This window comes from Anaerotignum lactatifermentans DSM 14214 (assembly GCF_900142265.1).
Classification (GTDB): domain Bacteria; phylum Bacillota; class Clostridia; order Lachnospirales; family Anaerotignaceae; genus Anaerotignum; species Anaerotignum lactatifermentans.
In genome coordinates, this window is sequence record NZ_FRAH01000055.1 from 1 (window position 1) to 24,907 (window position 24,907).

The window sequence follows — 24,907 nt, forward strand, 5'->3', positions numbered from 1 at the left end:
CAGATATGAAACGGCAATAAAAGAATACATCAAAAATCAGCTGGAAGATGATATTATGAATGATCAAATAAGTTTAAAGGAATTTACAGACCCGTTCACGGGTGAGCCGGTGAAATAAGGCATAAAAAGTGCCCCCGAGTAGGGGGCAGCCAGAGTTAAAAGTGTGGTTGCCAGACTATTCAATGCCCCCTTTAGGGGGCTACCACAAGAGATAGACCCTTATAGGGTCTGATCAAACCACCCGTTCAACGGGTGGTTTTGATTTTGCAGCAAACTTTTACAGAAATGTGGTTGCGTCCGTCCTTAAAAAATGGTTAAATGAAGGAGAGAACATGCACTAGGAGGGAATGGAATGAAACAACTGGTTTATCATTACTGCAGCTTATCGACCCTTTTGAATATATTGGAACATAAGACCATCCGTTTATCTGATATCAATAAACAAAACGATACCAATGAAAGCAAGGCGCTTCTGCATATCACCCGCAATCGCGCTATTCAGATTATGCTTTCCCGTCCGGGGGTAGACAGTGATCAGACTTTTGGGGGTTTGACTTATCGGGAATTCATTGTATACCTCATTGATAAAATGATTGAACATGTAAAGGGATATAAGGATTTGATGGCATATATCGCATGCTTTTCTGAGTCTGACGACTATCTGGCACAATGGAGGGGGTACGCGGATAACGGCAGAGGGGTTGCCATTGGTTTTGACGTGGAAACCATTGAACGGCTCATTGAGCAGATTCCTGATGCCCAGTTGGAATTTCGTAAGGTGCATTATATCGACACCAATAAGAACGTTATGGACTGTGACACCACCCAATGCAATCTGAGTTTGAACCGTCATGCGGCAAAACTGGTGGAAACATTGTTTTCTTACATGGAGAGAAATGAAACGAAGCAGATTCTGGATGGTACCTATCTGGATTCTCAGGCAGGGCACTGGTTCATTCCTTTGCTGCAGGATTCTTTCTTCTATAAAGATGATTCCTTTGCGGAGGAGGATGAATGGCGGCTGATTTTGAAAGATGAAATCATCAAAAGCGAAAGCGATTGGGAAAATATATACAATTGGAAACGTACAGGACATTCCATCAGACCGGCAATGAAACGCCTTTTTCCGAAGGCACTGGAATTCCGTGTGGAGGATAATGACATTGTTTCTTATATGGATATGGATTTTTCTGATGGGGATTATATGCATAATGATATGATTCGGGAAATCGTCATTGGACCGAACTGTCGCCTGGAGGAAGAAGATGTATTCCAGCTGCTTGGTCATTTTGGCTTTGATACGGCAGATGTCAAAATTCGTAAATCAGATTCTTCTTATCGTATTTGAATAGAGAATGAAAATGGCTGTTTGTGGGCAATCTTCCACAGACAGCTTTTTTTACATGAAAATAACCAAAAACAATCAAACTTAGTCAATTTCAATAAAAATAAGTCAATTTTTTTGTGACCTAATATGATTGATTTTGAACAAATTTGATTATATAATAAATCCAAGTTAAAACTATTTCAAATTCAGTCACTGGAGGTGAGGCTGTGATTTACACAGTTACCTTTAATCCATCTTTGGATTATATCGTGGAAGTACCCTCCTTTCAGATGGGTATGACCAACAGAACAACATCAGAAAGTATTTTTCCTGGTGGAAAGGGCATCAACGTTTCCATGGTGCTGCAAAATCTCGGCGTAGAAAGTACAGCACTGGGATTCACTGCCGGATTTGTAGGCGATGAAATCTGCCGCCTGTTACAGGAAAAAGGGTGCCATACAGCATTCAAGACTTTGCCAGAAGGATGCAGCCGCATCAATGTGAAATTGAAATCTGCGGACGGCACAGAAATCAATGCCAGAGGTCCAGTCATTACAGAAGAAGCATTGGAGCAGCTGATGCAAAAACTGGATATGCTGGAAAAAGGCGATGTGCTGGTTCTGGCAGGAAGCATTCCTACAGGTCTGCCGGCAACCATTTATCAGGATATTCTCCATCGTCTGGCTGGCAAAGAAATCCTGACCGTTGTGGATGCTACAGGCAATCTGCTTTGCAATGTATTGGAACATCATCCGTTTTTGATCAAACCCAATCATCATGAACTGGGTGAGATTTTTGACGTAACCATTGATGATATGGAAAAGGTCAAAATTTATGCCGGAAAACTGCAGGAACAGGGCGCAAGAAACGTACTGGTTTCCATGGGCGGAAAAGGTGCGGCTCTGCTGACAGAAAAAGGCGATTTTTATCATTTGCCTGCCCCTGAGGGAAAACTGGTGAACAGTGTTGGCGCAGGCGATTCCATGGTAGCTGGATTTTTGGCAGGCTGGCTGGAAAGCGGAGATTATGCCCATGCCTTTAAGATGGGGATTTCTGCAGGCAGTGCCAGCGCTTTCAGCGAAAATCTGGCAACAAAAGAAGAAGTATTGGCTTTGTATAAAAAGTTAAAATAAAGGGAGGGGACCCACATGCGTATTACAGATTTGCTGGATCGCCGCAGTATTGCCCTTGATGCAAAACCGGCGTCCAAGAAAGAAGCTTTGGACACAGTTATTCAGTTGATGATCGACAGCGGTAAAATTAAAGATGCAGAAGCTTACCGTAAAGAAGTTTATCGCAGAGAAGAAGAAGGAACAACAGGTATTGGCGAAGGACTGGCAATTCCTCACGGGAAAGGCGAATTCGTAGAAAAACCTGGTCTGGCTGCACTGGTTGTACCAGAAGGCGTTGATTTTGAATCTCTGGACGGAGAACCTGCAACACTGATTTTCCTGATCGCTGCTCCTAATACAGCAGATAATGTGCATCTGGATGTATTGAGCAAACTTTCCGTTATGATGATGGATGAAAATTTTGCGGATAGCTTGAGAAACGCAAAAACAGTAGATGAATTCCTGAAAGTCATCGACGATGCGGAAGAAGCAGAAAATGAAGAAAAAACAGAAGAAGCGCCTGTAGAAACAACTGCAGCGGCAGCACCTGTTTGCAAAGTTCTGGCAGTTACTTCCTGCCCTACAGGTATCGCGCACACTTACATGGCTGCGGAAGGTCTGGAAAAAGCAGCAAAAGCAAAGAACTGCACCATTAAAGTAGAAACCCGCGGCAGCGGCGGTGCGAAAAATGTGTTGACTGCGGAAGAAATCGCAGCAGCTGACTGCATCATCGTTGCAGCAGATACACAGGTGCCTATGGATCGTTTCCATGGCAAACCGGTAATTTCCTGCCACGTAGCAGATGGTATCAGCAAAGCAGAAGAACTGCTGGACGAAGCGATCTCCGGCAAAGTACCTCTGTATCAGGCAGAAACAAAACCTCAGGAAACAGTGAAAGCAAGCGGCTCCGTTGGTCATAAAATCTATATGCAGCTCATGAACGGTGTATCTCATATGCTTCCTTTCGTTGTTGGCGGCGGTATCCTCATTGCCATTGCCTTCCTGATTGATGGTCTGTGCGTAGATATGACAACATTGCCTGCAGATATGCGTGCCAACTTCGGTACCATCACACCAGCTGCGGCACTGTTCAAACAGATCGGCGGTGTGGCATTTGCCTTCATGCTGCCTGTATTGGCTGGTTTCATTGCCATGAGTATCGGTGACAGACCTGGTCTGGCGCTGGGCTTTGTAGGCGGTTCCATCGCAGCTTCCGGCAGCTCTGGATTCCTGGGTGCTCTGGTAGCAGGTTTCCTGGCAGGTTATACAATCGTTTTCCTGCGTAAGATTTTCGATAAACTTCCTGAAGCATTGGAAAAAATCGCTCCTGTATTGCTGTATCCTCTGTTCGGTATCCTGATTGTAGGTCTGATTATGTACTTCGTAGTAGAACCTCCTGTTGGTGCGCTGAATACAGCCATGAATACAGCTCTGACAAACATGAGTGGCACAAGCAAAGTGCTGCTGGGTATTCTGGTAGCTGGTATGATGTCCATCGATATGGGTGGCCCCTTCAACAAGGCTGCTTACGTATTCGGTACAGCTTCCATTGCAGCAGGCAACTACGACATTATGGCAGCAGTTATGGTCGGCGGTATGGTACCTCCTTGTGCCATCGCGCTGTCCACCATCCTGTTCAAAAAGAAATATACAAAACAGGAACGTGAATCCGGTCCGACTAACTTCATCATGGGTCTGGCATTCATCACAGAAGGTGCAATTCCTTTTGCAGCATCTGACCCTCTGCGTGTACTGCCTTCCTGTATCGTAGGTTCTGCACTGGCAGGCGCACTGTCCATGGCATTTGACTGCACACTGATGGCTCCTCACGGCGGCATCTTCGTATTCCCTGTTGTAGGCAATGCATTGATGTATCTGGCTTCTCTGGTAGCAGGTACAGTTGTGGCAGCAGTACTGCTGGGTATTTTGAAAAAAGATGTAACAGAATAAGTTTGCATAGATTTGCGGCAAAGCCCTGTGCTTTGCCGCTTTCCCTTTTTCTGGATTTCGTTTCTGGTTGATTTTGACTGTTTTTGCATGATATAATGACAAAAAGGGAGGCTTTTATATGTTGACAGAACAACGATATGAAAAAATTCTCGATTTGGTAAATGAGAAAAAAAGTGTGACCGTCAAAGAAATGACGGAATTGCTGGAAAGTTCTGAATCCACCATCCGCAGGGATTTGACTGTACTGCATAAAAAAGGACGTCTGGTGAAGGTATTCGGCGGTGCCGTTGCCATTGATATGGAATACCGTACCAAAGATGAGGAAGTCAATCGCAGAGAAGACGAGAATAAAGAGGCAAAGGAGCAGATTGCCCGTTTTGCAGCATCTTTGATTCGGGCAGATGATTTTGTATTTCTGGATGCAGGCACCACGACAGCTTGGATTCCAGACTTTTTGATAGAAAAATCCGCTGTTTTTGTGACAAATGGCATTGCCCATGCCAAAAAGCTGGCAAGACTTGGCGTGGAGGTCCATTTGTTGGGCGGTGAATATAAATCTTCTACAGAAGCCATTGTGGGGGATGAAGCTGTGGAACAGCTGCGGCGGTATCATTTCACAAAAGGCTTTTTCGGTACAAACGGCATTGGAAAGACAGCAGGCTATACCACACCGGACATTCGGGAAGCGTCTTTGAAGCGCTGTGCAGCCCAGCAGAGCCGGGAAACTTATATTCTGGGTGACAGCAAAAAATTCAACCGCATGAGTGCCGTAAGCTTTTGTGATTTTTATGACGCCACTGTGATTACAGAAGAAATCCTGCCCGAGTTTGCCCGCTGCAGCAATATATTAAAAGCAGAATGATTTTTTCAAAAGGATTGCGGCGAAGTGTTGAACCTGTCACCGTTGTATGGTATAATCATCGACGGCAATAAAATTTCAGGTTTTGTGTCGAAACAAAAGAGGAACGGTGAGGGGAAATGGTTGGACATTTCCCTTTTTACAGGTTTCCGTGTGCTCGCTGCATGTCGGAAAATATATGTGGAAATTTTATGCGGTTTATGATACATTATAAATTAAGGAGGCTGTTTGCATGTATAAGAGAATTGTGCTGAAACTGAGCGGAGAAGCACTGGCAGGAGATAAGGAAGGCGTTTCCTTCGATGACGCAGTCGTTTCCGGTCTGGTGAAACAGATTCGTCAGGTAATGGAAATGGGAACACAGGTATGTCTGGTGGTAGGCGGCGGTAACTTCTGGAGAGGCAGAAGTGCTGACAGCGCCATGGACAGAACAAAAGCAGACCAGATCGGTATGCTGGCAACTGTGATGAATGCCATTTATCTGGCCGACGCATTCCGTCAGCAGGGAACAAAAGCGGTGATTCAGACACCCGTTGTATTTGGCACAATGACAGAACTGTTCTCCAAAGACAGTGCACTGGCACATCTGGAAAACGGTGAAGTATTGATTTTTGCAGCAGGATTGGGACATCCTTTCTTCTCTACAGACACTATCACAGCACTGCGTGGCGCAGAACTGGATGTAGACGGTCTGTTCTTTGCGAAGAATATCGATGGCGTATATGATGACGACCCTGCAAAGAATCCCAACGCGAAAAAATTAGATGTGATCACATCCGAAGATATCGTGAAAAAGAATCTGAAGGTCATTGACACATCTGCAGCAGCGCTTTGTTTTGAAAGAAAAATTCCGGTAGTTATTTTCGGCTTGAATGAAGAAAACAGCATTATGCGTGCAGTCAAAGGCGAAAAAATCGGTACATTGGTAACAGTATCTTAAGATTGATCATTTAGGAGGAATCGATATGGCATCTGAAGCAACAAAAATTTACGACGAAAAAATGACAAAAACTCTCGCCGCATTGGACAGTGATTATGCTACGATTCGTGCGGGCCGTGCAAACCCTCATGTATTGGATAAAATCATGGTAGATTACTATGGTGCGCCTACTCCCATCAATCAGGTAGGGAACATCACTGTACCCGAACCTCGTATGATCCAGATTCAGCCTTGGGACGGCTCCATGCTCAAAGCCATTGAAAAAGCGATCAACGCTTCTGAACTGGGTATCCACCCCGGCAATGACGGGAAAGTAATCCGTCTGATTTTCCCTGAACTGTCTGAAGAACGCAGAAAAGAACTGAATAAAGACGTTAAGAAAAAAGCAGAAGCATCCAAAGTTGCGATCCGCAACATCCGTCGTGATGCTCTGGACGCTTTCAAAAAACAGGAAAAGAAAAAAGAAATCACAGAAGATATTCTGAAAGATCTGGAAGAAGAAATGCAGAAACTGACAGATAAATACATCGCAGATATCGACAAAAAATGCGATGATAAATGCAAGGACATTCTGTCTGTTTGATTTTTCAAAATTACTGCCCCTCTCATTGCAGAGGGGCTTTGTTACATGGAGGGGAAAAAATGTTTTTTCAGCAAACAGAAACAAATAACTACGAAATTGATATGGAAAGAGTGCCCCAGCATATTGCCATCATCATGGATGGCAACGGCAGATGGGCAAAGAAGCGTTTCCTGCCCAGAAAAGCAGGGCACAAGGCAGGTGCAGAAGCACTGGAACGGATCATTGAGGATTGCCGTGACCTGGGCGTAAAACATCTGACAGTATACGCTTTTTCCACAGAAAACTGGAAACGTTCTCAGGAAGAAGTTGACGCTATCATGGATTTGCTGCGCCAGTACCTGAAAAACTATTTCAAAAAATTCCTGAAAGACGACATTCGCTTGAATGTTATCGGGGATATTCATCGTCTGGATCAGGATATTCAGGACAGCATTCTGGAAATCGAAGATCTTTCTAAAGATAAAACAGGTCTGTTTGTCCATATCGCATTGAACTATGGCGGACGTGATGAATTGCGCAGAGCCATCACAAAAATTGCTGCGGAAGTGGAACAGGGAAATCTGAAAGCGGAAGATATCACAGAAGAAATGATCAGTGATCATCTGGATACAGCAAACGTACCCGACCCTGAACTGGTGATCCGTACCAGCGGGGAAGAAAGAATCAGCAACTTCCTGCTGTGGCAGATTGCATACTCTGAATTTTTCTTTACAGATACCCTTTGGCCTGACTTCAATAGAGCCTCTTTGGAAGAAGCCATTTATTATTATCAGAACAGAGAACGCCGTTTTGGCGGTAGATAAAAAGAGGTGAAACAGATGAAAACAAGAATCATTTCTGCTGTGATCCTCGTGCCTTTGCTGCTGTTTTTCGTCATCAGCGGGGGGATTTGGCTGAAAGTCGCCGTGGGATTTCTTGGACTGGTTGGTATGCATGAATTTTACCAGGCATTTTCCAAAGAAAACAAAAGCCTGCATGTGATTTGTTATGCCTTCGCTTTGTTCTATATGATTTTCATAGAGGACATCATCAACGGGAATAATTATTTCAATATTTTTGTTTCTGTGTTTATGGTGGTACTTCTGATCTATACGGTATTGTATCATAACCATACCAATGCTTTGGAATGCATGACAGGATTTTTCGGCTTTTTCTATGCCTGCTTCCTGTTGTCCCATATCTATCTGGTAAGAGAATATACTTATGGGAAACTGCTGGTTTGGCTGGCGTTCATTGCCGCTTTCGGCTGTGATACAGGGGCATATTTCGCAGGGATCACATTTGGGAAACATAAGCTCATTCCCACACTGAGCCCTAAGAAAACCATTGAAGGTTCCATCGGCGGTATTGTGACAGCAACCGTTCTGGCACTGCTCTATGGCTGGTGGTTACAGCGTTCTTTCACAATGGATGGCGTAAATATCCTGCTCCTTTGCGGGCTGACAGGATTCTTCGGCTCTTTCCTGGCGCAGATCGGTGACCTGGCTGCTTCTGCCATGAAGCGTCTGACAGGCATCAAGGACTTCGGGAAACTGATTCCTGGACATGGCGGTGTGCTGGATCGTTTTGACAGCGTCATTTTGACAGCGCCTGCCGTATACTATATAATGTTGTTTTTGATTGATGTACAAGTATGATATAGAGGTGGAAAATATGAGAACAATCTCTATTTTGGGCTCTACCGGCTCCATTGGCACACAGACACTGGAAGTTGTGGAAGTGCTGGGAGATATTCAGGTAGGTGCCATCAGCGGCAATCATAATATTAAGCTGCTGGAAGAACAGGCAAGAAAATTCCGTCCCAGGCTGGTTTCCGTTATGGACGAGGATAACGCTAAAGAATTAAAAAGCCGTTTGGCAGACACCAACTGCAAAGTGGTAGCTGGTATGGATGGTCTGGTGGAAGCGGCAACCCTTGCGGAAGCAGATACCGTTGTGACATCTGTTGTGGGCAATGTGGGTCTGCGTCCTACTTTCGAAGCCATTTCCGCAGGAAAAAATATCGCTTTGGCAAATAAGGAAACTTTGGTTTCCGCAGGGCAGCTGGTCATGGATCTGGCAAAGAAAAAAGGCATTTCCATTTATCCAGTAGACAGTGAACATTCTGCCATTTTCCAGTCTTTGCAGGGCAATAAAGACAATCAAATCCGTCGTATCCTGCTGACAGCCTCCGGTGGACCTTTCCGTGGAAAAACACTGGATGAACTGAAAAATGTGACAGCGGCGGATGCCCTTTGTCATCCCAACTGGAGCATGGGTAAAAAAATCACCATTGACTCCGCCACATTGATGAATAAAGGTCTGGAAGTCATGGAAGCAAAATGGCTCTTTGGCGTAGATACAGACCAGATTGAAGTGCTGGTGCATCCCCAGAGCATCATTCATTCCGCAGTGGAATATGAAGACGGTGCCATCATGGCACAGCTTGGGGAACCTGATATGCGCGTACCTATCCAGTATGCCCTGACATATCCCAAACGTGTGGCAAATCCTTTCCCGAAAATCGATTTTGCCAAACGTGCCCAGCTGACATTCGACCATCCGGATATGGACACATTCCGTTGTCTGGCGCTGGCGTATAAAGCACTGAAAATCGGTGGCACTATGCCTACAGTGCTGAACGGCGCCAATGAAATTGCTGTGGCAAAATTCCTGTCTGGCAAAATTGGATTTTTGGATATTCCTGCATTGATAGAAAAAACAATGGAGGCATATACTGTAAAAGATAACTATACATTGGAGGATCTGCTGGAAGCGGATGCATGGGCAAGAGCTTATGCAACGGAAGCAGAACTTTGATGTAAATATTTTTGGAGGTGATTGGAATACTTTCCTCTATCATTATTTCTTTGATTGTTATCGGGGTTCTTGTCATCGTCCATGAATTTGGACATTTTATCGTGGCAAAGAAATGCGGCGTATGGGTAGAAGAATTTGCCGTTGGTATGGGCAAAAAAATCTGCTCCAAACAAATCGGGGAAACAGAATACAGCCTGCGTCTGTTCCCGCTGGGCGGTTTTTGCCGTCTCCATGGGGAAACAGAGGAGGGTGAAATCACAGAACGCTCTTTTCTGTCGAAGTCCGTATGGGCGCGCATGGCAATCATGGCTGCCGGTCCTATCATGAACTTTCTGCTGGCCATTGTACTGATTTTTGGTCTGTCTGCCGGCGGCTATATCATTCAGCCAAAGGTGGCAGCGGTGTTGGATGGTTCTCCTGCTCAGGAAATCGGTTTACAGGAAGGCGATGAGATTTATCGCATCAACGGTGACCGCATCCATATTTACGATGAAATGCAGGCGATCATGCTGCAAAACGGTGGGGAACCCATTGATTTGGAAATCAAACGGGATGGCATGATTTATGAATATGAATTGACGCCGCAGTATTCCGAAGAAACACAGACATATTTGGTTGGATTCACACCCACCATCAAAAATGGTATTTTTGCGGAAAAAGTAGAAGGTTACGATACAGCGAGTGTTTTCGAAACTGTACATTATAGCTATTATGCTATGCTGAACTATGTGAAGCTGACCGCGGAAGGCTTGGCAAGGGTATTTACCATGCAGGCATCTCCCGATGAATATGGCGGTCCAATTTCCATTGTAAAAGTAGTTGGGGATAGCTACGAAGCGGGGCTTAGCTACAGTTTCATGGCTGCGGTGCAAAATGTGGTTTACATTGCCGCTGTACTCAGTGCAAACCTGGGCGTATTGAACCTGTTCCCCATTCCCGGTCTGGATGGCGGACGTATCTTGCTTCTGCTCATTGAGATTTTGCGCAGAAAACCTATGAATCCAGAAACAGAAAGCAGAATTCTTTTTGGTGGTTTCGTGTTCCTCATGGGCTTTATGGTCTTTGTCATGTATACAGACATCATGAAGATATTCTGATAAAAGAAAAAGGAAAACTGTAAGGACTTCTTCATAAGAAAACAAAGATAGTCGGAATCCTTAGAATAAAAGGACTTCGGCTATCTTTTTTTATATGAATTATACGAGGAATGTTTTCTGAATGAGAAGCTCTTTTCCCATGCAATTTGCCTTTTTTTGTTTTTCTGCTAAGTTCATTGCATTTTCAGAAGAAATTCGTTAGAATACAGTAAGAAGTACCGAAAGGAGAATAGAATATGGAACAACATGTGTTTCAAATCGGACCCATCCGTCCGCCCAGTGAGGCAAACAGTCTGCTGTTGCGGGTAACGGAAAACTGTCCGTGGAATAAATGCAAGTTTTGTATGCTTTATAAAAAGAATGATTTCCATACGCGTCCTGTGGCAGAAGTGAAAAAGGATATTGATACCATGGCAAATTACCGTGATATGATTCTTGCTCACAAAGACGGGGAAAATTGGAATATGCCGGCGGTGCAGAAAGAATACGCGGAACTGCCTTCCGATGAAGCCAGAATGTGTTACCAGATGGTATTCACATGGCTCACAGAAGGGGATAGTCAGGCAATCTTTTTGCAGGACGCCAATACTATGGTGTTGCGTACAGAATGGCTGCTGGAAATTGTCAGCTATGTACGGGAACGTCTGCCGGAGATCAAACGAATCACTTCTTATGGCAGAGCCAATACATTGGCAAAAATTTCCGAAGAAGATTATCGGGCTTTGCGTCAGGCTGGTCTGGATCGCATCCATTCCGGCTATGAATCTGGCTCGGATAAAGTGCTGCAGCTTATCTGCAAAGGCACTACACAGGAAGAACAGATCATTGGCGGACGGAAAGTACGGGATGCTGGCATTGAACTTTCCATTTACTTTATGCCGGGGGTAGGCGGCAGAGAGCTTTCTGACGATAACGCCTTGGAAACAGCAAAGGTAATCAATGCCGTAGACCCTGATTTTGTGCGCCTGCGTACCTTTGTGCTGCGTACAGGCTCCTTGATGGAAGAAGTACGGGCAGCAGGAAATTATACAGAAGAAACAGATATGGAAAAACTGCTGGAAATCAGAAAACTCATTGCCAATATTGACCCTGCAAAGGCAAGAGGACGCATCACCAGTGACCATATCATCAATCTTTTGCAGGAAGTCAGCGGCGATATGGATCAGGATATTCCATGGATGCTTTCTTACATTGACCAGTTTTTGGCACTGCCAGAATTGGAAAAGAGAAAGTATCAGCTGGCAAGAAGAATGGGCTTCCCGTTGGATTGGAAACAGCTGTATCGCCTGAAAGAAAGCGATTTGGCATACATTGAGGATCTGGCAAAGAATACAGTAGATGAAAAACAGTGGGAAACATTGCTCCATCGTTATATGGACCGTTATATTTAAGGAGGAAAAATCGTGGATAAAATGGATCTGATTACAAAAGTCATTCCGGGACTTTTGGTGGTTGGCATCGTATGGTTTAATATGCGGAAACTCCAGCGCAATCTCAATGCCATGAAACAGCAGCATTGCAGTGGCTCTTGTCATAATTGCGCTCATAGTGCCGGATGTACTTCCGCGCAGAAAGAAAATACAGATAAAGAAGCATAAGATTCTTTGAATGACAGGGGGAATGAAAGATGAAAAAAAGAATTCTGGCTATGACATGTGCGGCAGCAGTGGCGGCAGCAGCAGTTCCTGTTTATGGGGCAGAAGAAACAGCAGCAGAGCCTGCCCAGTCTGCGGAAGAAACCGTAGCGACCAATCTTGGCGTGATGGTCAATGAAGAACCTGTAGAATTTTCCGGTCAGCAGCCGGTTATTGTTGATAATGTGACGCTGGTGCCTGTCAGAGGCGTTCTGGAAACATTGGGGGTTACTGTTGCATGGGACGCTGAAACACACACCATCACATTGACAGAAGGAGAAAAGACAGGTATCCTGACCATGGACAGCGATGTGTTCCAGACAGGAGATACCAGTGTGCAGATGGCTGCACCGGCACAGAATATCAATGGCTCAGCTATGATTCCTTTGCGTGCCGTTGCAGAATATTTTGGCGCAGAAGTTGGCTGGGATGCAGAAAACAGAATGGTACTTGTGACAAAAGCACCGGAAGTACAGTATCTGGCAGAAGATACTTACGAAAAAGTGCTGAAGGATGAAAATGGGAATCTGCTGGCAGAAGTGAAAGCCATTTATCCCGTTTTGACAGCGGAAGTGCCAGAAGCAGCCAGAGATACTGTCAATAAAAACATTGCAGGTCTGACCATGAAAGCAGCTGATACCTATTTGGTAGAAGTCAAAGACGAAGTGACACAGGAAGCGGCAGAGCTTGGTGAAAATTTCCATCCTTTCCAGCTGGTAATCTCTTATGAAGATGCATTCTATGGAAAAGGTGTGCTGTCCTATTTGACAACTGTTTGGGAATATCGCGGCGGCGCAAACGGCACCACAAAAGGCGTTGGCAAGATTTACGACTTGCAGACAGGGGAAACCAAAACACTGGGTGATTATATCAATCTCCAGTCCGGTCTGACAGAACGTGATTATATGGTGCAGGTATTCCGCAGAGATATGGCTTCCAACAGTGAAAAATATTTGGAGGGCGCAGCACAGAGCCTTCTGGATACCAACACAAATCTGGGGTATTATCTGAAAGATGAAAAAACCATGGTCATCTTTGCAGATCAGACAACTTTGAAACCTCATAGCGAAGGCATTGTGAAATTGGAAATTCCTGTGAATAAGTAAAAGATAAAAGTCAGAAATTCATATGCAGATATGGATTTCTGACTTTTTTTGTAGGGATTTTGCGTTTGATGGAATGGAAAAAGAAATTTATAACAATAGAAAAAAAAGGAAATTGGAGAGAATTACAAAATTTAGATTAAAATCTTGTGAAAAGTATGTAAAGTTGTGTAGTTTTATGGAAAAGTCTTATCAAAATTCATATATTATGCTACAATATGGAGAGTCCAATGAAAAAGGAGGAGTATTATGAAACATGGCAAATTATGGTCAGCAGTGCTTTCTGCGGCAATGGTAATGGGGACAACAGTGCCTATCCTTGCAGCAGATATGGACGGAAAATTGGTTGTGATCCATACCAACGATATTCACGGGTATTACGCAACCGCTGAAGAATCTGTTGGAATTGCGGGCGTTGCTGCTTTGAAGGATTACTATGAAGCACAGGGGGCAGATGTGGTTTTGCTGGATGCAGGGGATTTCTCTCAGGGCACCACGTTGGTAAACCACAGCAATGGTTTGAAGGCTGCAGAATATCTGGCAGCAGCGGATTATGACGCTGTTTCTTTGGGGAATCACGAATTTGACTTTGGTTTTGAAGCGCTGAAGGATACAGCAGCAGTTTTGAAAGCGGCGGATATTCCCATCATTGATGCCAATGTGTTGAAAAAAGGAACAGATACCCCTTATTTTGAAGCAAATACCATTGTGGAAACAGATGGCATGAAAGTTGGTATTTTTGGTCTGGATACAGCGGAAACCCGCACAAAATCCAGCCCCAGCAGTGTCAAAGACCTGACATTCCTGGATGGACAGGAAATGTTTGATTGTGCACAGGCGCAGGTAGATGCTCTGGAAGCAGAAGGCTGTGATTATATCATCGCCCTGACTCATCTGGGTGTGGACGAAGAAAGCACAGGCAGACGTTCTACTGATCTGGCAGAAGCTGTAGATGGCATTGATCTGATTGTGGACGGTCACAGCCATACAGTGATGGACGGCGGTCAGATGGTAGGCGATACCATGATCGTCAGCACAGGTTCTTATCTTGCTAATGTAGGTACCGTTGTCGTGGATAAAGCAACTGGTGAAGAAACAGCAAAACTCATCAGCGCAGCGGATTATGCCGCAAACTATGGAACCTATGATGAAAATCTTGCAAAAATGGTAGCGGCAGACCAGGCAGAAGTAGATGGATATTACAGCCAGGTATTTGCGACTACAAAAGTAGACCTCAACGGTGAAAAAGATCCCGGCGTGCGTACAGAAGAAACCAATCTGGGGGACTTTACCGCAGATGCTTATCTGTATGCCGGCAGAGAATATGTGAAAGAACAGGGACTTGATATCAGCGTAGATGTTGCCCTGTCCAACGGCGGCGGCATCCGCGCAAGCGTGCCTGCAGGTGAAATCACCATGAATGACCTGTACACTGTTTTCCCTTACGGCAATACCGTTGCCTTGGTGACAATCACTGGGGAACAGCTGCTGGAAGTGCTGGAAGCATCCACATTCTGCACACCTACAGCCATTGGTGGCTTCCCTCAGATTGCAGGGGCAGAATATACCGTCAATACAGCAGTGCCTTATGAAAATGGCGCACAGTATCCCGATTCTACATACTACGCACCTGCAAATCCCGGCAGCCGTGTGACCATCACAAGCATTGGCGGCAAACCTTTTGATCCCAAAGCAAATTACACTGTAGCAGTGAACAGCTTCCAGGCAGAAGGCGGCGATACATACTACGTATTGACACAGGGCTCTTATATGCAGGATACTGGCATTGTAGACGCGGAAGCGCTGATTTCCTATGTGGATTCTCTGGGTGGTGTCATCGACGAAACATATGCAGAACCTCAGGGCAGAATCAAGATTGTTTCCGAACCCGTTGAAAATCCCGAAACAACTGTACCGGAAGAAACAACAGAACCTGAAAAACCTGTGGAACCTGAAGTAGAAGCGCCTAAGACAGAAGCAGAAGTGCCTGCCACAAAACTGTATACCGTTGTTGCAGGGGACAGCCTGTGGAAAATTGCCCAGAAAGAATTGGGCAACGGTTCCAAATGGACACAGATTTATGAAACAAATAAAAAACAGATTTCCAATCCAAACCGCATCTATGTGGGACAAGAACTGGTGATCAATCAATAAGAAATACGGAAAAACCGCATCTTTTCAGATGCGGTTTTTTGCTGTAAAAAAGCAGGATGTAAATCTAAGGGCTTTTTCAAAAGCTATATTTTGTTTTTTATCCACGGGTAGGAAATAGAAAAATGGAACTATATTTGTTTGATGTATATAAAACAATACAATCTGCTTTATACAAATTCAACAAAATCACGTGGGACAAAAAGTGTCCAATATCAATAAAGAGATGGGACATAAAATGTCCCAAAACTGTGTATACTTCCGAAAAAGAAAAACTTTCCTGAAAACCGATGACATTTTAATCTTGTGTGCTACAATAAGGGTGTCAATCGAAATTTTACGAAACAAAAAAAGGAGAGAATAGCATGGCAATCAAAGTTGGCATTAACGGTTTCGGTCGAATTGGTAGAGTGGTATTTCGTGTATTGATGCAAAGAAGAGATGAATTTGAACTTTGTGGTATCAACCTGCGTAATGCAGAACTGGATTATATGGCATATCAGCTGAAATACGACAGTATTTTCGGTCGTTTTGATGGCGATATCGAAATTGGCGAAAATGAACTGATTGTAAATGGTCAGCATATCCATGTGTTCAGTGAAAGCGACGCTTCTCTGATTCGCTGGGCTGATTGCGGTGCTGAATATATTGTGGAATCCACTGGCGCTTTCAACACAATGGAAAAAGCAGCCCTGCATAAAGTAGGCGGTGCTAAGAAAGTGATTCTGACAGCTCCTTCCAAAGATGACATTATGCCTACATTTGTTATTGGCGTAAACGAAGATACATATACACCGGATATGGACATCGTTTCCAACGCATCCTGTACTACAAACTGCCTGGCACCTCTGGCAAAAATCATTCACCAGAGCTTTGGTATTGAACAGGCGCTCATGTCCACCATCCATTCCGCAACAGCAAAACAGAAAGCAGTTGATGCCAGAGCAGGACGTGACTGGAGAACCGGTCGTTCCGTATTTAACAACATCATTCCCTCCACAACAGGGGCAGCAAAAGCCGTTGGTCGTGTTATTCCCGAACTGAAAGGCAAAATGACAGGTATGTCTTTCCGTGTTCCTACCAATGACGTTTCCGTAGTCGACTTGACAGCAAGACTGAAAACAAATACAACTTATGAAGAAATCTGCAAAAAGATCAAAGAAGCATCTGAAACATACATGAAAGGTATCGTAAGCTATATCGCAGATGATGTGGTTTCTTCTGATATGCTGGGTGATTCCCATACTTGTATCTTTGATGAAAAAGCAGGTATCATGCTGGATGACAACTTTGTAAAACTCATTGCATGGTACGATAATGAATGGGGTTACAGCAACAAAGTTGTTGATCTGATTGCGCATATGTACAGTGTAGATCAGAAAGCATAATCTAAGCTAACTATGGTTTTCCTAAATATATGAAAAAAAGCCCGCTTGCCAATAGGATTTTTGACAGCGGGCTTTTTTCTGCATAAAAAAATCCCAAAGGAGTTTTCCTTTGGGATTTTATTTCTTAATTATTCTTCAGCCATACGGTATCCAACGCCAACTTCTGTAAAGATATATTGGGGCTGGGCAGGATTTTTTTCCAGTTTTCGGCGGATGTTTGCCATATTTACCCGCAGAATCTGGTTATCTTTGATGGCATAAGGACCCCACAATTCTGTGATGATATAATCATATGTCAGCACACGACCAGCGCTTTTTGCCAGCAGAGAAACGATTTTGAATTCGATCTGGGTCAGGTGAACATCTTTACCATCAACAGTAATTTGACGTTTATCAAAGTTGATGGTCAGACCGCGTAAAGTAAAGACATCCCCAATGGCATTTCCGCTGCCGCCTTTTGCCACATGGCGCAGAGCTGTACGAATTCTGGCAAGGAGTTCGGAAGTGCCAAATGGTTTTGCAATATAATCGTCAGCACCCATATCCAATGCTTTTACCTTGTCTGCTTCTTCAGTTCTTGCAGAAACAACGATAACAGGAATATTAGACCATTCCCGAATCTGTTGTAAAATGTCGATGCCGTCAATATCCGGCAAACCAAGATCCAGCAGGATCACATCAGGGCAGTGGGAGGGAATCATGGACAATGCTTCTTTGCCGGTGCGTGCCATGATTACATTATAGTCATTTGCTTTTAAAGTTGTGGCAATGAAGTTGCTGATGGCTTCTTCATCCTCTACAACCAGTATCTTCAGTTTGTTGGACATTCTCAACTTCTCCTTTCATGGGCAGCACAAATGTAAAATTCGCACCGCCGTTTTCGTTGTTTTTTGCGTAGATTTCACCGCCATGGGCAGAAATGATGGTCTTGCAGATAGGCAGCCCGATGCCAAGACCGCGGGAAGAATCTGAAGACTTGCTGCTGGTGGTGCCGTCAAAAATATGAGGCAGACGTTCTTCTTCAATACCGATCCCCTGATCCAGTACAGAGAAATAAACGTGGTGCCATAAATGTTTTACTGTCAGATAGATAGGTTTTCCCGTACCGGAATGCCGGATGGCGTTTTCCATCAGATTGATGAGCACCTGCTCAATGAGCATGGCATCCATGGGAACCAAGAGCAGCTCGTCCGGTACACGAACACGGATTTGTGAAGAAGGAAAACGTTTTTGGATTTTCGCGACGGATTCCGCTACGATTTCTTCTACCACTTCATCCTGTTTTTTCAGTTTTGTGCCTTCGCCGCTGATCTTTGTGACAGAAAGTAGGTTTTCTACCATTTGAATGAGCCATTCTGCGTCATGATGAATGTCGCTGAGCAAGCGGTCGCAGACATCTTCCTGGAGCATGGAACGGTTTTCCATCAAAGTGGCTGTGGAACCAAGGATACAGGTCAATGGTGTCCGCAGGTCATGAGAAATGGCACGCAGCAGATTGCTCCGCATGTTTTCCTTTTCTTTTTCCAATAAGATTTTCTGAGATTCGTCAACGATTTCCTGACGGTCAATGGCCAAAATGGTCTGAGATGTCATGAAGTTGGCGAACTGTAAAGCGTCATTTTCGATATAACCGTTTTTGGAGAATAAAAGCCCCAAAACACCATAAATTCTATCTTTATTGGAAAAGGGAATGTAGGTGCCAAGGCAATTCTGAGATGTTTTTTCTGTACCCAGCCCTGTCATTTCGCCTTTTTGGAATGCCTGTTCTGCCACCTGCTGTTCCAAAATGCTTTCCAAAATCAATTCGTCTTTTTCGTTCACATATTTCGTTACCTTTTTTTCAGGTGAAATAGGGGAACCAATGTAGAGCACCGCACTGCACTGGTTGGCAGCATAGACACTGTCAATGGTGATCTGCATGATTTCATCAATGTTGTTTGCACTGAGCAATGCTTTGCTCATGGAGTTCAAACTTTCTGCCCGTTTTTCACGAATGGAGGACAAAATCGCTGCCTGTTTGACTTTGGCTGTTAGTGCACTGGTCAGTATGGACATCAAAAGCAGGATGCCAAATGTGACAGGATACCCCGCAAGGGTAAAGTTCAGTGCAAAGTAGGGGAAGGTGAAGAAGAAGTTTACCCCTACAACACCGCAGAAGGATGCCACAATCCCCCAGAAATACCCGCTGGTGATGGAGGAGGTGATGGCAACCGCCAGCATATAAACTCCGAAAATATTATCATTCATAACGTCTGCTTCCTGCAGACATAATGCGAAGGTGGTTGCGATGAGAAAAACCAGTATGGTTTTGAACAGATCGTATAATATCATTGTAAAATGAAATTCAAAGTTTTTCGATCGGCGTTTCATAAGATACCTCACTAAATTAAAATGCACGTTCTCTTAATATTATATTATACACAGAGTTTGATTAAAAGGAAAGGGTATCGAAGAAAAGAAAATGGTTTTTTATCTGTGGATAAAGGAGGAGAAAAAAGGGAATCGTCGTTGAAATTACAGATATTATTTGATATAATTGTATCAAATTTTGCAGAAATGGAGATAGACAAATGAAAAAACCTTTTGTTTCACTGGAACAGATACAGGAAATCAAGAAAACTTATCCAACACCTTTTTATATTTATGATGAAAAAGGCATCCGGGAAAATGCTCGTGCGGTAAACCGCGCCTTTTCCTGGAATAAAGGATTTCGAGAATATTTTGCCGTGAAGGCAACCCCTACTCCCGGCATTTTGCAGATCCTGAAAGAAGAAGGCTGTGGCGCAGACTGTTCTTCTTATACAGAATTGCAGATTGCAGAAGCGGTAGGCGTAACAGGACACCAGATTATGTTTTCTTCCAATGTGACACCTGCGGAAGATTTTGCTCTGGCAGCGAAACTGGGTGCTATCATCAACTTTGACGATATTACCCATATTCCTTTCTTTGAAAAAATTGCGCCAATTCCTGAAACCGTATGCTGCCGTTACAATCCCGGCGGTGTATTCCAGGTAAGCAATGAAATCATGGACAACCCTGGCGATGCCAAATACGGCATGACAAAGGAACAGATGAAAGAAGCTTTCCGCATGCTGAAAGAAAAAGGTGCGAAACACTTCGGTATCCACTCTTTCCTTGCCAGCAGCACAAGCTCTAATGTGTATTATCCTATGCTGTCCAAGATTCTCTTTGAACTGGCAGTGGAACTGAAAAATGAACTGGATATTCACATTGCCTTTATCAATCTTTCCGGTGGCGTAGGTATTCCTTACCATCCCGATGAAGAAGGCTGCGATATCATGGCAATCGGCGAAGGCGTACGTAAAGTATATGAAGAAGTGCTGGTGCCTGCCGGCATGGACGATGTGGCTATCTTCACAGAAATGGGCAGATATATGCTGGCACCTTATGGTGCACTGGTTGCGGAAGCCATCCATGAAAAACATATCTACAAAGAATATATCGGTCTGGATGCTTGCGCTGCCAACCTGATGCGTCCCGCTATGTATGGTGCTTACCACCATATCACTGTACTGGGCAAAGAAGATGCGCCTTGTGACCATAAGTATGATGTGACAGGCGGTCTTTGCGAAAACAACGATAAATTTGCCATTGATCGTATGCTGCCGAAGATCGACATGGGAGATTTGATTTATATCCACGATACAGGTGCTCATGGACATTCCATGGGATATAACTATAATGGCAAACTCCGCTCTGCCGAATTGCTCCTTTGCGAAAACGGCGATGTGAAACTGCTGCGCCGTGCAGAAACACCCGCGGATTATTTTGCAACATTTGATTTTACAGGTCTGTTTCAGAAATAAAATTTAATTAGAAAGAAAAAAGCCAGAGATTTATGGATTTTCTCCATAGATTTCTGGCTTTTTATTTTAATGATGTTATCTGGAATTAGATTTTATTTCAGATGTGTATGCATGTATTCTTCACGGATTTCCGCAGGAACCAGACTGCCACCTGTTGCCCAAGGAATATGTACAGCATTTGCCATTTTGTCTTTCAGACCCATTTTTTCGATATATGCCTGCATTTCGGGGGATTTCAGCTGAATAGGACCCCAGAAAGATGCACATGCGGAAGGTTCCAGAAAGATGTCTTCTGTATTAACGATGTCACGCATGAGATCGTAAATGTGATAGTCTTCCAGAGAAAGGATACCAGAGAGCAGGTTTTTCATGACGCCGCCTACAAAACCGGAAGCACGACCAACTGCCAAACCATCGGCATGAGTCTGACCGCTCAGACCAAAGTCCTGTACGGAAACTTCGTTTTGCAGACCGGAAGCCATACCAACCAGCATACAAGGTGCCTGTGTGGGTTCGATGAAGAAAACATGAACATTGTCGCCGAAAAGCTGTTTGAAGCCGAAAGCAACGCCGCCGGGGGCACCGCCTACACCGCAGGGAATGTAAACAAACAGAGGATGATCTGCATCCACAGTGATGCCTTTTTCTGCAAACTGCTTCTGGATGCGCTTTGCGGCAACGGCATAGCCAAGGAACAGTGTTACAGAGTTTTCATCGTCTACAAAATAACTGGAAGGATCAGCGTCAGAATTTTTTCTGCCTACTTCTACGGCTTTGCTGTAATCATCATTGTATTCGATGACTTCTGCACCGCGCTGACGAAGGAGATCTTTTTTCCACTGTTTCGCATCAGCAGACATATGTACGATAACATGGAAACCAAGAGCTGCACTCATGATGCCAATGCTCATGCCCAGATTGCCGGTGGAACCAACCTGAATTTTAAACTGGCTGAAAAATTCCTTGAATTCAGGAGAGGCAAATACGGAATAATCATCTGTCAGTTTAATTTTTCCGTGTTCCAATGCCAGATCTTCTGCATGTTTTAATACTTCATAAATACCGCCTCTTGCTTTGACGGAGCCAGAAATTGCCAGATGGCTGTCCTGTTTTAAGAATAAACGTCCGGGAATGGAGGTGGTATATTCTTCTTCCAACTGTTTTTGCATATGAGGGATTTCGGTCAGAGGAGATTCAATTAAGCCGTTCTGAGGTTCTGTTTCAGGAAAGACTTTCTTGATAAATGGCGCAAAACGAGCCAATCTTGCTTCTGCATCGTCAATATCTGCCATTGTGATGTTGATTTTTGCCAATGCATCAGCAGTTTTTTCCTGGTTTTCGTTGATCCAGATGACTTCTTTTCCTTCGCTCACCTGTTCAAGCAGTTCTTTGTTATTGACGCGATTCCAAAATGTTTTTTCCATAAGGTTCCCTCCTATATAGGTTAAAATAAGACAAATGTCTTTCTTGATATCATACCACAAAAAAGGAGTTATGTCCTCCTTTTTGTACAATTATATAGCATAACGCTGTCGAATATATACAGAAAGATTTGTGGTGAAATAATTTTACAATGTATTTTTTACGAGATATATTGCAGACTGTAGATTAAGGAGGGATTGACATGAATGCAAATTGTCTGAATCAAAAAAATATTGAAATTTATTTACACTATCTGAAAGAACAGGAGAAAAGTACAGGTACATTGGAAAAATATAAACGGGAATTATATGAACTGCTGACTTTTTTATCAGGGAAAAACGAAAGCAAGGAAGAACTGATATCATGGAAAGCGAAATTAGAACAAAAATATTGTCCTGCTTGTGTCAATGGTAGATTGGTCGCTGCCAATGGCTTTTTTTCTTTTTTTGGCAGATATGATCTGCGCATGAAGTTGTTGCGGATTCAGAAGGAGATATTTGCCAAAGAAGAGAAAGAATTGACAAAAGCTGAGTATGCTCGTTTGGTGCATGCTGCAGAAAAAAAGGGGAATCAAAGATTGTCCTTAGTCATTCAGACCATATGTGCCACCGGAATTGCGTGTCTGAACTGCAGTATATTACAATGGATTCTTTAAAAAAAGGAAGAGCAGAGGTGAACTGCAAAGGCAAACGGCGTGTGATTTTTCTGCCAGGGGAGCTGCAGCGGAAACTGAAACATTATGTGAAAGAAAAAGGAATCACAGCAGGAGTGATATTTCGCACTAGAACAGGACGTCCGTTAAATCGTTGTAATATCTGGTCAGATATGAAAAAGCTTTGTAAAGATGCGCAAGTAAATCCGCAAAAGGTATTTCCGCATAATTTACGCCATTTATTTGCTCGTACGTTTTATGGTTTGGAAAAAGATATTGCCAAATTGGCAGATTTGCTGGGGCACAGCAATATAGAGACCACAAGAATTTATATTATGGAAAGTGGACGAGAACACCAAGAAAAATTAGAAAAAATGAAATTGATTTTATAACAGAATTTCCCTTCTGTTATAAAAGATATCAAATGCTACAGCTCGAGGTGAAGTTACATATTTAGAATATAACATTTTTTACATACAATGGCAAGTATTAGACACAAAAATAAGACCGATTGCATAATTTTCAGAAAAAATTTTTTATCGGTTTTTGTTTTTATGTCTTTTTTTATTTTTACAATAAAGCGGCACCATTTTTCGCAATATGTCAAGAAAATTCGACAATCTTCACATATAACAAAAAAATAATATATTACAGAAGGGAAATTTTGTTTTAAACAAGTGAGAATGAATGGAAGAAATTAGATTAACAGTCGAAAACATCAATGCATTTTTACAGAAGAAAATAGAAGCCGGAAATAAACCAGAAACAATTGCAGAATATCGGCGGATATTGCTGGCTTTGCGAAAATGGCTGTTGCCAGATACCACATTACATAAGGAAACGTTGCAGCAATGGAAAGAATATATGCAGGAAGAAAAGGTTTTGGCAGTGCGTACCATTAACTGTAGGCTGACAGTGATCAACCAGTTTTTGAATTTTGCTGGAGAACGAAATTGGCAAGTATCCTGCATTCGTTTGGAAGAAGTCGAAAAATCAGTTTTAAGTCGTGGTGAATATATTCGGTTGCTTCAGGCTGCAAGACAGATGAATAAAGAACAAATTTATTTTATTATGAAGACCATTTGTGTTCTAGGCGTTTCTTTGAGAGAATTTCCTCAGGTCACCGTTGGTTTTATCAAAAAGGGTAGAGGAGAAATTACGACGGGGGAAAATGTCAGAAAGATTGTGGTACCATCAGGTCTGCAAAAAGAACTGTTGGCATATTGTGCGCGTAATGGGATTCGTCAGGGTCCAATTTTTGTTGCGCAAAGAGGCGGAGAACTGCATCGCGTTGCAGTCAATACCTCCATGAAACAGTTGTGTCAGTCCGCAGGTGTAAAGCCTGAAAAAGCAACCCCGAGTTGTTTGCGTGGTTTATACGAACGGACGCAACAGGAATTACAGGAAAACATTTCTATTATACTTTTGCAGTATTATGAAAAGCTGCTGGAAGCAGATGATGTGACAGCGGCTTGGGAAGGGCGTGATTTATGAGAAGAGGTTTTTTAGAAGAGAGTCAAGAAAAGAGTAGAAGGAGGAAAGGTATGAAGAAAGGACTATGGAAACGGCGGGCATTTGCTTTTCTTGTGGCTGCTGCTATGGTGATACCTCAGGGGGTATATGCAGCAGAAACAGGGGAAAATGAAGCGTCGGAAAATGCGATTACAGAAGAAGTGCTGGAAAGGGTACATGAAGAGGGTTGCATATTGGCTCCTGACCATGAAGGAAATTGTGTGACAACACTGGACTATAGTCAATAAAGTGGACACAATTTATAAAGAAAAGTGCCGAGTACAGCTGCTTAGTGCTGTGCCCAGTACCATTCTTCTTTTTCATTTGGTGTCATCATTCCGAGAGAACTATGCGGTCTCTTGGCATTATAGAATCCTTCGATGTATTCGAATACAGATAACCGGAGTTCCTGCAGAGAATGATATGTTTTACGGTTAACTTCTTCTTTTTTGAGGTACTTGAAGAAACATTCACAGCAGGCATTATCGAAAGGATATCCTTTCTTGGAAAATGACTGTACAACATTCAGAGAATCCAATAACTGCCGGAAT

At 43.4% G+C, this 24,907-nt stretch carries 24 protein-coding genes and 1 pseudogene; 21 read left to right on the forward strand and 4 right to left on the reverse strand.

From position 1 onward, the window contains the following. From BUB35_RS19685 to gap, 16 genes and pseudogenes are all read left to right on the forward strand, one after another. Window positions 1–118: pseudogene (locus tag BUB35_RS19685) on the forward strand (IS200/IS605 family transposase); the annotation flags it as partial. A 234-nt stretch (window positions 119–352) separates the two neighbouring features. Further along, the gene (locus BUB35_RS13105; protein WP_022364713.1) at window positions 353–1,348 is read left to right on the forward strand and encodes a DUF2971 domain-containing protein; all 996 of its coding nucleotides are present in this window, start codon (window positions 353–355) and stop codon (window positions 1,346–1,348) included. A gap of 206 nt (window positions 1,349–1,554) precedes the next feature. Then, the gene (pfkB, locus tag BUB35_RS13110) at window positions 1,555–2,460 is read left to right on the forward strand and encodes a 1-phosphofructokinase (RefSeq protein WP_072852440.1); all 906 of its coding nucleotides are present in this window, start codon (window positions 1,555–1,557) and stop codon (window positions 2,458–2,460) included. Window positions 2,461–2,475: 15 nt separating this feature from the next. After that, the gene (locus BUB35_RS13115) at window positions 2,476–4,389 is read left to right on the forward strand and encodes a PTS fructose transporter subunit IIABC (protein ID WP_072852442.1); all 1,914 of its coding nucleotides are present in this window, start codon (window positions 2,476–2,478) and stop codon (window positions 4,387–4,389) included. Window positions 4,390–4,507: 118 nt separating this feature from the next. After that, the gene (locus tag BUB35_RS13120; RefSeq protein ID WP_072852444.1) at window positions 4,508–5,251 is read left to right on the forward strand and encodes a DeoR/GlpR family DNA-binding transcription regulator; all 744 of its coding nucleotides are present in this window, start codon (window positions 4,508–4,510) and stop codon (window positions 5,249–5,251) included. Between the two features lie 229 nt (window positions 5,252–5,480). Next, complete coding sequence (gene pyrH, locus BUB35_RS13125; RefSeq protein WP_072852446.1) at window positions 5,481–6,188, forward strand: UMP kinase; 708 nt, start codon at window positions 5,481–5,483, stop codon at window positions 6,186–6,188. 25 nt (window positions 6,189–6,213) lie between these two features. After that, window positions 6,214–6,771, forward strand: a complete 558-nt coding sequence (gene frr, locus BUB35_RS13130; protein ID WP_072852448.1) for a ribosome recycling factor — start codon at window positions 6,214–6,216, stop codon at window positions 6,769–6,771. Between the two features lie 59 nt (window positions 6,772–6,830). Continuing rightward, window positions 6,831–7,574 (forward strand): isoprenyl transferase, encoded by a 744-nt coding sequence (locus BUB35_RS13135; RefSeq protein WP_072852450.1) that lies wholly within the window; start codon window positions 6,831–6,833, stop codon window positions 7,572–7,574. A gap of 15 nt (window positions 7,575–7,589) precedes the next feature. Further along, window positions 7,590–8,408 carry a phosphatidate cytidylyltransferase gene (locus BUB35_RS13140; RefSeq protein ID WP_072852452.1) on the forward strand — a complete coding sequence of 273 codons (819 nt, stop codon included), beginning with the start codon at window positions 7,590–7,592 and terminating at the stop codon, window positions 8,406–8,408. A gap of 16 nt (window positions 8,409–8,424) precedes the next feature. Then, window positions 8,425–9,570, forward strand: coding sequence for a 1-deoxy-D-xylulose-5-phosphate reductoisomerase (locus BUB35_RS13145; protein WP_072852454.1), 1,146 nt, complete (start codon window positions 8,425–8,427; stop codon window positions 9,568–9,570). 17 nt (window positions 9,571–9,587) lie between these two features. Further along, window positions 9,588–10,667, forward strand: coding sequence for an RIP metalloprotease RseP (rseP, locus tag BUB35_RS13150; protein ID WP_242949257.1), 1,080 nt, complete (start codon window positions 9,588–9,590; stop codon window positions 10,665–10,667). Between the two features lie 236 nt (window positions 10,668–10,903). Continuing rightward, entirely contained in the window at window positions 10,904–12,058 is a 1,155-nt protein-coding gene (locus BUB35_RS13155) for a radical SAM protein (protein WP_072852456.1), read from the forward strand. Window positions 12,059–12,070: 12 nt separating this feature from the next. Then, window positions 12,071–12,265, forward strand: coding sequence for a FeoB-associated Cys-rich membrane protein (locus tag BUB35_RS13160; RefSeq protein WP_072852458.1), 195 nt, complete (start codon window positions 12,071–12,073; stop codon window positions 12,263–12,265). A gap of 29 nt (window positions 12,266–12,294) precedes the next feature. Then, window positions 12,295–13,407 carry a stalk domain-containing protein gene (locus BUB35_RS13165; RefSeq protein ID WP_072852460.1) on the forward strand — a complete coding sequence of 371 codons (1,113 nt, stop codon included), beginning with the start codon at window positions 12,295–12,297 and terminating at the stop codon, window positions 13,405–13,407. 246 nt (window positions 13,408–13,653) lie between these two features. Beyond that, window positions 13,654–15,558, forward strand: a complete 1,905-nt coding sequence (locus BUB35_RS13175) for a 5'-nucleotidase C-terminal domain-containing protein (RefSeq protein WP_072852464.1) — start codon at window positions 13,654–13,656, stop codon at window positions 15,556–15,558. 362 nt (window positions 15,559–15,920) lie between these two features. Next, window positions 15,921–16,943: a type I glyceraldehyde-3-phosphate dehydrogenase gene (gene gap, locus BUB35_RS13180; RefSeq protein ID WP_072852466.1), complete on the forward strand. Its 1,023-nt coding sequence runs from the start codon at window positions 15,921–15,923 to the stop codon at window positions 16,941–16,943. Between the two features lie 128 nt (window positions 16,944–17,071). On the opposite strand, the gene BUB35_RS13185 is transcribed toward gap, so the two are convergent. Together BUB35_RS13185 and BUB35_RS13190 are read right to left on the reverse strand one after the other, a co-directional pair. Continuing rightward, window positions 17,072–17,770, reverse strand: a complete 699-nt coding sequence (locus BUB35_RS13185) for a response regulator (RefSeq protein ID WP_072852469.1) — start codon at window positions 17,768–17,770, stop codon at window positions 17,072–17,074. After that, window positions 17,733–19,313 carry an ATP-binding protein gene (locus tag BUB35_RS13190; protein ID WP_072852471.1) on the reverse strand — a complete coding sequence of 527 codons (1,581 nt, stop codon included), beginning with the start codon at window positions 19,311–19,313 and terminating at the stop codon, window positions 17,733–17,735. Before BUB35_RS13190 ends, BUB35_RS13185 begins: the two co-directional genes overlap by 38 nt. 200 nt (window positions 19,314–19,513) lie before the next feature. Here BUB35_RS13190 and BUB35_RS13195 point away from each other — a divergent pair, with 200 nt between their 5' ends. Next, window positions 19,514–20,770, forward strand: coding sequence for a diaminopimelate decarboxylase (locus BUB35_RS13195; RefSeq protein WP_072852473.1), 1,257 nt, complete (start codon window positions 19,514–19,516; stop codon window positions 20,768–20,770). A 92-nt stretch (window positions 20,771–20,862) separates the two neighbouring features. On the opposite strand, the gene BUB35_RS13200 is transcribed toward BUB35_RS13195, so the two are convergent. Then, window positions 20,863–22,194: a D-serine ammonia-lyase gene (locus BUB35_RS13200; RefSeq protein ID WP_072852475.1), complete on the reverse strand. Its 1,332-nt coding sequence runs from the start codon at window positions 22,192–22,194 to the stop codon at window positions 20,863–20,865. A 200-nt stretch (window positions 22,195–22,394) separates the two neighbouring features. Here BUB35_RS13200 and BUB35_RS19980 point away from each other — a divergent pair, with 200 nt between their 5' ends. From BUB35_RS19980 to BUB35_RS13215, 4 genes are all read left to right on the forward strand, one after another. Next, window positions 22,395–22,847, forward strand: coding sequence for a hypothetical protein (locus tag BUB35_RS19980; RefSeq protein WP_330391205.1), 453 nt, complete (start codon window positions 22,395–22,397; stop codon window positions 22,845–22,847). Next, window positions 22,835–23,236, forward strand: coding sequence for a tyrosine-type recombinase/integrase (locus tag BUB35_RS19985; RefSeq protein ID WP_330391206.1), 402 nt, complete (start codon window positions 22,835–22,837; stop codon window positions 23,234–23,236). The genes BUB35_RS19980 and BUB35_RS19985 overlap by 13 nt, the downstream gene beginning before the upstream one ends. A 472-nt stretch (window positions 23,237–23,708) precedes the next feature. Continuing rightward, window positions 23,709–24,338 carry a site-specific integrase gene (locus BUB35_RS13210; protein WP_143158996.1) on the forward strand — a complete coding sequence of 210 codons (630 nt, stop codon included), beginning with the start codon at window positions 23,709–23,711 and terminating at the stop codon, window positions 24,336–24,338. A gap of 50 nt (window positions 24,339–24,388) precedes the next feature. Further along, window positions 24,389–24,604, forward strand: a complete 216-nt coding sequence (locus BUB35_RS13215) for a hypothetical protein (protein ID WP_072852479.1) — start codon at window positions 24,389–24,391, stop codon at window positions 24,602–24,604. Between the two features lie 41 nt (window positions 24,605–24,645). On the opposite strand, the gene BUB35_RS13220 is transcribed toward BUB35_RS13215, so the two are convergent. Beyond that, window positions 24,646–24,907, reverse strand: a 262-nt coding sequence (locus BUB35_RS13220) for an integrase core domain-containing protein (RefSeq protein ID WP_143158997.1), incomplete at its 5' end; no start/stop codon positions are given.